Below are 9,619 nucleotides of genomic sequence, written 5' to 3'. Positions count from 1 at the left end.
CTTCAAAGTGCTTTTCAAACAACCGATAAGTCTTGTCAACGTATTTGCAGGATCTATACAAGTAGTCGGGGTCGAGCGGCACGTCTAGTAGAGCAGGAATCAAGTGGTGCTTATGTAGTGGATTTTTGCAACGAGTCATATTGTAAACTGAAACATGGGGCCACATGCTATGCGCCACTTGGCTAAAGGGCGTGTAAGCAAAATTATAAAGGTCTTCGCAATCTGCCTCTTGCGCCATTTTCCTACAATTTAAATTCGACCACGTTCCAACATCCACTTCGACAAAAAATTCATTGCGTTGTGAATTAATCCAATGCTCTCTAAACTCTATCATTTGTTGAAGATCTTCTTTGTCTTCTTGATATTCCTCCTTTTCTAACAGGAGCTTGTAGTGTTCGATAAGTAACTTTGCTTCACCCAGACCATGCATAATGTATTTATGGGGTCGCTCTTCCAAATCATCCATCATCCACGCAAGCGTGATATATAAATCGGTCATAGAGCGTAAGAATAATGGTGCAGAATGTCCGTTCCATGTTGAGGGAGCTTGAGCCAACTCGATGGAGAGAGTAATTTGTCGAGATAAAAGACCACCAATGGCAGATAATGCCTCCAGTTTATCCGCGGGAATTTTAACTTTAGTCCAAACTTCATCGAAACTGTCCACTAGGTAATCGACGTAGCCACTTACTAATTCTTCAATATCCATTGTCGCATCCATCTAAATCAAAAGCCTCATTCCAAAAAGTCTCTGGCCAATTGTTTTCAGGAACCCCTATTTCTTTCAAAAAAGAAGCTGCTGCAAATCCGTTGATATGAGCGCGAGCAAAACTTGCAACACGCTTTGCATCATCAGACTCTGGCGCTTTGAATATTGCATTGAAGTCAGGCAAGTCGATATGAGCAGAAATTTTCATTCGCCCAGATATTATCTCTGCGTAAACCGCAGTAACCTGAACTTTGGTCGCTTTTGATGACAGTCTATCCAAAAGCGCCTCTACATCCTCTTTCAGCATTTCAATGGCATCTTCACGGTCAACACCATACTGGTGCTCAGAAAAAAGAAACGCTAATGGATAGCTCTTTAATAAGTGATACTGATGTTCGAGATTACTTAAAACGTCGTTGAAATATGGTTTCGTTCTTAATGTCTCATACAATTCATTCTTTTTTGAATCTGACAGAGTTGTATAGCTACCCATGTATTGAAGCGGCGCAATTTTTTCACCCTCAAAGCAGTTATACGCAGTATCAATAAAATCAACAATGACTTTAGTTGCATTCCTATCGCCAAGACGAAGATATAATGACGACATCCAAATTAAGCACGGAAGCCGGTCGTTTACAAACGATGTTTCTCTCATCTTGTCGATTTGCATTAAAGGGGGGATGAACTTTTTGCCCACTTTTTTATGATCTTTTAACACCTTTCCTTGGTGGTTACTTTTTTTCATTCTTTTTTTCTACTTCACTTAAGTGATTTTGCAGGGAGCGGATATCTCAGCTCTACATTCTTCGTATGAATTTCACGTTGATCTCGCCTGATATCATGAAAATACCAAATATTAAATTTTCGCTCATAGTCCCAAGTGTCGTGTTTGAGCGAGTCCCAGCCTAAATATGATGCAATATGATTCGCCATATCTCGCTTTCTATCAGAGGTTACTTTTCCTTGAAACGCGCTCATAACTGCTCCCAACAGAAAGTCAGCCAGCTGTATTTGCTGAGAATCTTTTGAGTCTTTAGTCACAACTGTTTGAATCAGAGCATCACCGCCTAATTCTTGTTTTAGGATATTGTTAGCGATTGTATGAAACGCTTCGTCAGCCTTATTGTATCGCGACGGTAATGGGTCGACTTCGACTCGAAATTCTGATAACTGATTAGGATGTGCTTTTTTAACTGCTTTTATTTTTGAAGAAATAAGAGTTGTGAAGTGTTTTCGCATTGCAAGGTCGTAGTCACCGTCATGAAATGATTTATCTACCAATCCTTTTCTAATAACTATGCAATGAAAAGCCAGCCACGCGTGTTTGAAAAATACATCGGCAAGCTCTTTGTAAAAATCAATGTTATTTTTCTGATGAGCACGTTGCCATTTAATTTCGTTTGTATATCGATACTTTTCCCTAAGATTTCTGATGATACGAACAAAATCGCCGCGACGTTGGTACTTCATCCACAAGGAACCAAAACCGTAGTATACCTGCCCATCTATACCAGATTCGTCACAGGCAATATGCCAAATTAGCTTTCCTTTTGCCATTTATACACGCCTCCGTATGCATAATCATATTAAACAATGCAACATATAGTATTAGCAAGTTTAACTTTTAGTCAGGTAGGCGATGTTGTGAAAATTTGGACCTATTGACCCGTTAAGCGCTGATTGCACCAAACATTCCTGAACGACCGGAGTACGTACAATGCCGCCCCTCATACTTAAGCTTCCAACCAACTAAGCCTTTTCATTGCCTTGGCAGAAAGGCTGATTTCCAACCTTAGAATGCAAATAGCCGTTTCATTTAACCTAGCTGGTAGTACTTGTATTAACCGTAAAATTGAAGATATAGTAAAAAGGAACAGTAAATTCGTGCTCTTAGTTTGCGCTTGAAAACGCTTATTTTTAGTGACCAAACCTTGTTTAAAGCGCGAATAAAACAAATTACTTGTCGGAGTGCTTCACTGGTAACCCAGTAAGCTGAGACCGCGAAAGTGGGATCCGTAGAACCTGATCAGGCTAATACCTGCGAAGGGAACAAGAAAATGCAATGCACACAGTGCTTATAATAATCACAGCACTGTGGCTCGTTGGTGTAATAAAGCGAGTGATGCAAACGTTAGGATAGGTTAAGCGTAGAAAGCGAGCGCAGACAGCGGCGCAAGCGTCTAGGCTAAAGCAACGGTAACGCTCATCACACAATTGTTATTACCCTCGAGTTGAAAGCCGGGGTTAAAACCTTAACCCTCACACATTGTATTCTCCTTCACTCCTGACAAGCATTTTTAAACCTAAACGTAAAAGGCCAAAATGCTATGTCGAACAGACGCGAACAGCGCCAACAAGCGCAACAATTCATCAATGAGCTAGCGGGCGAAGCTTACCCCAATTCCACACGCCATTACGAAAGCGGAAGTCGAGATGACATCCGCGTTGCCATGCGCCTTATTCATCAGCACGACAGCTTAGTCGGTGGCACCGAAGAAAACCCTATTTTAACACCAAACCCGCCGATTCCGGTGTACGACACATCAGGCCCTTACGGCGACCCGAAGGAAACTATTGACGTGCACAAAGGCTTAGCGCCTTTGCGCAAAGCCTGGATTGAAGAGCGTGGTGATACGCGCGAACTTGATGGTGTTTCATCACACTTTGCTAAAGCGCGTGAAAACGACATTTTTACCGAAGACTTTCGCTTTATACGCAACCGCAAACCGTTAAAAGCGAAAGCGGGCAAAAACGTTACGCAACTACACTACGCCAGACAGGGCATTATTACCCCTGAAATGGAATACATTGCCATTCGCGAAAATATGGGTCGCCAAGCAATTAAAGATGCCGAACTTACGCAGCAACACAAAGGCGAACACTTTGGCGCAAATTTACCCGATACGATAACCCCTGAATTTGTGCGACAAGAAGTAGCCGCAGGGCGCGCCATTATTCCGTGCAACATTAACCACCCTGAGCTAGAGCCAATGATTATTGGCCGCAACTTCTTGGTGAAAATTAACGCCAACATTGGTAACTCAGCGGTGACCTCTTCCATTGAAGAAGAGGTAGAAAAGCTGGTGTGGTCGACCCGCTGGGGCGCTGACACCATCATGGATTTATCCACCGGCAGAAACATTCACGAAACCCGCGAGTGGCTTCTGCGAAATAGTCCGGTTCCACTTGGCACCGTGCCCATTTATCAGGCCCTTGAGAAAGTAAACGGCGTTGCCGAGGACCTCACATGGGAGATGTTTAAAGACACGCTTATCGAGCAGGCCGAGCAAGGGGTGGATTATTTCACCATTCATGCTGGTGTACTGCTTGAGTACGTTCACCTTACTGCAAAACGAGTCACCGGTATTGTATCCCGCGGCGGGTCAATTATGGCGAAATGGTGCTTAAGTCACCACCAGCAAAGCTTCTTATACGAGCATTTTCGCGATATCTGTGAAATTTGCGCCAAGTATGACGTGGCCTTGTCGTTAGGTGATGGCCTGCGTCCAGGCAGCGTTGCCGATGCTAACGACGACGCACAGTTCTCTGAGTTACGAACTCTTGGTGAGCTAACTAAAATTGCATGGGAATACGATGTTCAGGTAATGATTGAAGGCCCCGGGCATGTGCCAATGCATATGATTAAAGCGAACATGGAAGAGCAGCTTAAGCACTGTCATGAAGCGCCCTTCTATACCCTTGGCCCCCTAACTACCGATATCGCACCGGGCTACGACCACTTCACATCCGGCATTGGTGCCGCCATGATTGGTTGGTTTGGCTGCGCTATGCTCTGCTATGTAACACCTAAAGAGCACTTAGGCCTACCCAATAAAGAGGATGTAAAACAAGGCTTAATTACCTATAAAATTGCCGCTCATGCCGCTGATTTAGCCAAAGGTCACCCAGGCGCACAAATTCGCGACAACGCCATGTCGAAAGCGCGCTTTGAATTTAGATGGGAAGATCAGTTCAACTTAGCGTTAGACCCGCATACCGCTCGTGCCTATCACGATGAAACCCTTCCTCAGGCTTCAGGCAAAGTTGCTCACTTCTGCTCTATGTGCGGCCCTAAGTTCTGCAGCATGAAAATTTCTCAGGAAGTACGGGATGTCGCTAAGCAGGCGGAAAACCAAGCCCATGCCCAAGCCTTAGGAAAGGAAAAAGAAAAGGAAAAAGGCATGAAAGACATGGCAAACGCGTTCAATAGATCGGGCGCCGAGCTTTATCATACCGCCGACAGTAAGGTTGAATTACCATGACAGAGAACGCCTTTCAGCAGCCTGTGGTTAAACAGCCGGTTGTATGGTGTATAGGCGGCATAGATTCTAGTGGCGGCGCGGGTATTACCCGCGATGCCATTACCCTTGCCGACTTAAAGGTTCACGCCTGCGTCATTACTACGCAGGCCACGGTTCAGTCGAATACGGTGATGCTAAGCAAAGAAAGCATGACCGCCTCGGCGCTGAATCAGCAGTGGCAGGTGCTAAGTGAAAGTGCGCAAGCTAGCGCTATAAAAATTGGCGCTATTGCTAACGATGAGCAAGCGTTATTGCTGTGTGCGCGCATTCAATCTATGGTTATCCCACGACCGTTTGTAGTGTGGGACCCGGTACTGCGCACATCATCAGGTGGAAAGTTAAGTGAGCTCTCTGAACCAGTGGTAGAAGCACTTTTAAACACCGTAGATTTGGTTACCCCTAATACCCAAGAGCTTTCGTGGTTAACTAATCTACCAGTAAAGACCGATGATAACCTGCGCGCGGCGGCTTATCAGCTTATTGAAATCGGCGCACATTCTGTTTACGTAAAAGGAGGGCACGCAAGTTGGCAAACACACGTATGCGATACTTTTGTGAGCCCAACACAAACTATACAGTTCACTCAGCCAAGAAAAGACACCTGCAAGCTTCGCGGTACAGGGTGCATGTTAGCCAGTGCTATTGCTGCATTTGTTGTACATGATTACTGTATTGAAGATGCGCTCACTCTGGCCAACGCTTATGTTAGTCAGGTTAGACACGTTTCTTGTTCAAATTCAGCGCATACGCCTGCAACAGATACGTATAGAACACGCACCTATGCGCCTGCATTTGCGCGTTGCGTTGGCTTTCCACGTAATCCAGCGAGCTTCCCTTCCGTTAAATTTTCTTCTCGAGAACCACTAACAACGCAAACCTTATCATTAAAAGCAGAAAAAGCGCCTCTGCCTCAAAGCAATACTGTAGTTAGCCATTTCAACCCCCTTACACAAACTCATCTAGGTTTATACCCTGTGGTCGATAGCGTTGAGTGGATAGCGCGCTTATTACCTACCGGAGTTAACATCATTCAGCTTCGTGTAAAACAGGGAACACAAGAAGACATTCGCCAGCAGATAAAAGAGGCTATAGCACTAACAAAGCGCACACATTGCCAATTATTTATTAACGATTATTGGGAACTGGCTATTGAGCTGGGTGCTTTCGGTGTGCATTTAGGGCAAGAAGATATCGATACCGCCGATTTGCACGCCATTCGACAGGCAGGTATTAGGCTGGGTATTTCAACGCATGGCTTTGCAGAAATTCAACGAGTACGACAACTGAAGCCATCATATATCGCACTTGGGCACATATTCCCTACCAATACCAAAGAAATGCCTTCTAAACCGCAAGGCGTTGAACGTTTAGCCAAGTACGTCGAACTATGTGAAGACATTCCTACCGTTGCTATAGGTGGCATTAATTTAGCGCGCATTGCCGATGTGGCTAAAACAGGGGTTAACGGCATTGCGGTCGTCAGCGCAATTACCCAGGCCGATGACCCCTTAAACGCGTTTTATAGTTTGTCTAAGGAGGCGGGTTTTGCATAGTTGTTCAGTCACTCAGCCCACTGTTCACTCGGCCACCCACACTGCTAACCATAAAGCAGGCCAAGTATTTGAGCGCGCATTAAACAAGCAAGACATAAAGCGCTACAGCAGACAACTTATGCTGGATAGCGTTGAAGATGAAGGACAAGCAAAGTTTGCCCGTTCCCATGCAGTGGTAATTGGCCTTGGCGGATTAGGTAGCTTAGTCGCTCGATATTTAGCTGGGGCCGGTGTAGGAACCCTTACATTAGTCGACGGCGACACGGTAGACATAAGTAACCTGCAACGCCAAGTGACTTACAATGAAATGCACCTTGGCGAGCTTAAAGCAAAATCACTATATAACGAGCTACGCAAGGTTAACTCCAGACTTAACATCAAATTTAAGAGTCTTTACGCTGATAGTAAGAACTTACCAACATTAATATCTACTGCCGACTGCGTACTTGATTGTACCGATAACATCGAAACGCGGAAGCACATCAATACCGCTACTTTGCGTGCTTCTATACCACTTTTTATTGCTGCGGCGAGCGGGCTAAGCTGGCAAGCATTGAACCTACCTCAAAACAACAAACGCATTGGTTGTTACGCCTGTCTTGTTGAATACATAGACGTGCGCGAAGACTGCCTAAGCAGAGGCGTGCTGGGCCCGGTCGTGGGTATGGCCGCTTGCCATCAGGCTACACAGGCTTTGCTGTTCTTAGCTAAAGGATTTAACGCCGACATTAAATGGGGCCATTACCTAACCGGGAATGCCGACCTTGGTTCCCTTAAAAGCTTTATGTTGCCCCCCTCTTCTACTTGCGAGGTATGTCATGACCCAAATTAAAGTGAATGTGAACAATCAACCCATGAACGTGATATCGCCCATCTCGTTATACGAGCTAATTGCGCTTAAGCAGATCAACGTAGACGGCACTGCCATCGCTAAGAATGCGGCCATCGTGAGCAAACGAGACTGGTCGACAACGTATCTTAACGACAACGACACCGTTGATATCTTTACCCTAGTTGCAGGAGGCTAATATGCTAACGCTTGCAAACCATACTTTTTCATCACGCCTTTTAACCGGCACAGGAAAATTCAGTAGCGCCACCACTATGAAAAGTGCCGTGAGCGCTGCTCAAAGTAATATTGTGACCCTGGCCATGAAGCGCGTAGCGAGTAATAACGCACAAGACGAAACTTTAAAGGCACTGCGCGAACTAGAGGTTACCTTACTTCCTAATACATCAGGGGCTAAAAATGCCCAAGAGGCTGTGTTTGCTGCTGAACTTTCCTACGAAGCATTAGGTAGCCCTTGGATAAAGCTAGAAATTCACCCCGACCAGCGTTATCTATTGCCCGACCCTATCGAAACGCTAAAAGCCGCAGAGGTTTTAGTAAAAAAAGGGTTTAACGTACTGCCATACTGCGGCGCAGACCCAGTACTTTGCAAACGCTTAGAAGAAGTGGGCTGTGCAGCCGTTATGCCATTGGGAGCGCCAATTGGAAGCAATCAAGGCCTGCAAACTGCTCCTTTTTTGAAGATCATTGTTGAGCAGGCGTCGATTCCGGTAATTGTTGATGCTGGCATAGGAAAGCCCAGCGAGGCTATGGCTGCCATGGAAATGGGCGTAGATGCAGTACTGGTAAATACCGCGATCGCCACCGCCAAAAACCCTGTCGCCATGGCGGAAGCCTTTGCAAATGCGGTGGAAACGGGACGAAAAGCGTTTGAAGCTGGGCTTGGCGCAACGTTTAATCAAGCACAAGCTTCCAGCCCATTAACTGCATTTTTGGAGCCGGCGGTATGAAAGTAGCGCAAGCGCTAATACAGCAAGATTTGTCGCATTTAGCTTTATCGATAAACAGCAAAACCGCGAAAGACGTAGAGCGTGCGCTTTATGCAAATACACTATCGCTAGATGACTTTATGGCGCTGATTTCCCCCGCTGGCGCACCCTATCTTGAGGACATGGCAAATCGCGCACAGGCGCTTACTCGTTATCGCTTTGGCAATACTATGCAGCTTTTTGTGCCTTTGTACCTGTCGAACCTGTGTGCCAATGAATGTACCTACTGCGGCTTTACCATGAGCAATAAAATAAAGCGCAAAACACTATCTATAAGTGAAGTGCTTACCGAAATTGAAGCCATTAATGATATGGGGTTTTCTCAGGTGTTGCTGGTGACTGGTGAACATGAAACTAAAGTGGGCATGGACTATTTCGAACGAACCCTTAGCGCTATTCGTGACAAGGTGAGCTACCTTATGATGGAAGTGCAGCCGCTAAAAAGGGAGCAATACGAAACCCTAAAACACCAGGGGTTAGATGCTGTTTTAGTGTATCAGGAAACCTATTCGCCACAGCATTACGCCAGCTACCACACCCGGGGTAAAAAACAGGATTTTTTATGGCGCTTAGAAGCCAGCGATCGTATAGGGCAAGCCGGTATAGATAAAATAGGTATAGGTGCGCTGCTTGGTTTAGGCGACTGGCGGGTTGATAGCGCTATGACGGCTCTTCACGGCAAACTAATACAACAGCACTATTGGCAAAGCCGCGTATCTATTGCCTTTCCTAGGCTTCGAAATTGTGAGGGAAACAATACTGGCGGTAGCGCGCTTACCAATAGCAGGCTACCTAACGAACGTGACTTGCTTCAGTTGATTTGCGCCCACCGATTGTTTAATCCACAAGCTGAACTATCGCTTTCTACCCGCGAGTCGGCCGCTTTTAGAGACGGTGTAATACCTCTTGGAATAACATCTATGAGTGCAGCGTCACAAACGCAGCCAGGCGGCTACAGCGAACCCTCACAGGCATTAAATCAGTTTGATATAGACGACAACCGTTCGGTGCCAGAAGTGGTGAACGCGATTGCAGCGAGAGGATTAGAGCCCGTTTGGAAGGATTGGATGCCCTTTAAAGCCCGCGCCTAAACGTTCAACTCTGTGTGAACACATGCACGCAAAGCGCAATAAAATGGCAGCTTTGCAATCGGTTAAACGATTAGTTTTTTTAAGGCAAAATAAATAAAAAATTTGTTTTGCTTTCACGTAAAACCC

9 protein-coding genes and 1 riboswitch are annotated in these 9,619 nt (G+C 45.6%); of the genes, 6 read left to right on the top strand and 3 right to left on the bottom strand.

Going from position 1 to position 9,619, the window contains the following annotated elements:
• The 3 genes from JC525_RS18920 to JC525_RS18910 form a co-directional block, all read right to left on the bottom strand.
• A partial coding sequence (locus JC525_RS18920; protein WP_198817564.1) for a DUF5677 domain-containing protein occupies nt 1-721 on the bottom strand: 721 nt, incomplete at its 3' end.
• On the bottom strand, nt 699-1,454 hold the full coding sequence (locus tag JC525_RS18915) for a hypothetical protein (RefSeq protein WP_032096156.1): 756 nt from the start codon (nt 1,452-1,454) through the stop codon (nt 699-701). The genes JC525_RS18920 and JC525_RS18915, both read right to left, overlap by 23 nt.
• 14 nt (nt 1,455-1,468) lie before the next feature.
• Complete coding sequence (locus JC525_RS18910; protein WP_014951205.1) at nt 1,469-2,266, bottom strand: DUF3800 domain-containing protein; 798 nt, start codon at nt 2,264-2,266, stop codon at nt 1,469-1,471.
• Between the two features lie 397 nt (nt 2,267-2,663).
• Nucleotides 2,664-2,775: riboswitch (TPP riboswitch) on the top strand.
• A gap of 261 nt (nt 2,776-3,036) precedes the next feature.
• On the opposite strand from JC525_RS18910, the gene thiC reads away from it, so the two are divergent.
• The 6 genes from thiC to thiH are packed head-to-tail and all read left to right on the top strand — an operon-like array spanning nt 3,037 to nt 9,493.
• Complete coding sequence (gene thiC, locus JC525_RS18905; protein ID WP_233095308.1) at nt 3,037-4,971, top strand: phosphomethylpyrimidine synthase ThiC; 1,935 nt, start codon at nt 3,037-3,039, stop codon at nt 4,969-4,971.
• Nucleotides 4,968-6,563 (top strand): thiamine phosphate synthase, encoded by a 1,596-nt coding sequence (gene thiE, locus JC525_RS18900; protein ID WP_198817557.1) that lies wholly within the window; start codon nt 4,968-4,970, stop codon nt 6,561-6,563. Before thiC ends, thiE begins: the two co-directional genes overlap by 4 nt.
• A complete protein-coding gene (locus JC525_RS18895; RefSeq protein WP_233095307.1) occupies nt 6,556-7,395 on the top strand; it encodes a HesA/MoeB/ThiF family protein in 840 nt (279 codons plus the stop codon). Before thiE ends, JC525_RS18895 begins: the two co-directional genes overlap by 8 nt.
• A complete protein-coding gene (gene thiS, locus JC525_RS18890) occupies nt 7,382-7,591 on the top strand; it encodes a sulfur carrier protein ThiS (protein WP_198817555.1) in 210 nt (69 codons plus the stop codon). The genes JC525_RS18895 and thiS overlap by 14 nt, the downstream gene beginning before the upstream one ends.
• A 1-nt stretch (nt 7,592) precedes the next feature.
• Entirely contained in the window at nt 7,593-8,363 is a 771-nt protein-coding gene (locus tag JC525_RS18885; protein ID WP_198817553.1) for a thiazole synthase, read from the top strand.
• Nucleotides 8,360-9,493 (top strand): 2-iminoacetate synthase ThiH, encoded by a 1,134-nt coding sequence (gene thiH, locus JC525_RS18880; RefSeq protein WP_198817552.1) that lies wholly within the window; start codon nt 8,360-8,362, stop codon nt 9,491-9,493. The genes JC525_RS18885 and thiH overlap by 4 nt, the downstream gene beginning before the upstream one ends.
• Nucleotides 9,494-9,619 lie beyond the last annotated feature (126 nt).

This window comes from Alteromonas sp. IB21 (assembly GCF_016405965.1).
Classification (GTDB): Bacteria; Pseudomonadota; Gammaproteobacteria; order Enterobacterales; family Alteromonadaceae; genus Alteromonas.
Note: the sequence above shows the minus strand (reverse complement) of the source record. Positions and strands in the feature narration are given on the sequence as shown.

Bases quoted from the DNA above. Each gene is read 5' to 3' on its own strand.
- thiH (WP_198817552.1), top strand. From the start codon at position 8,360: ATGAAAGTAGCGCAAGCGCTAATACAGCAAGATTTGTCGCATTTAGCT.
- JC525_RS18885 (WP_198817553.1), top strand. From the start codon at position 7,593: ATGCTAACGCTTGCAAACCATACTTTTTCATCACGCCTTTTAACCGGC.
- JC525_RS18910 (WP_014951205.1), bottom strand. From the start codon at position 2,266: ATGGCAAAAGGAAAGCTAATTTGGCATATTGCCTGTGACGAATCTGGT.
- thiE (WP_198817557.1), top strand. From the start codon at position 4,968: ATGACAGAGAACGCCTTTCAGCAGCCTGTGGTTAAACAGCCGGTTGTA.
- JC525_RS18915 (WP_032096156.1), bottom strand. From the start codon at position 1,454: ATGAAAAAAAGTAACCACCAAGGAAAGGTGTTAAAAGATCATAAAAAA.
- thiS (WP_198817555.1), top strand. From the start codon at position 7,382: ATGACCCAAATTAAAGTGAATGTGAACAATCAACCCATGAACGTGATA.
- thiC (WP_233095308.1), top strand. From the start codon at position 3,037: ATGTCGAACAGACGCGAACAGCGCCAACAAGCGCAACAATTCATCAAT.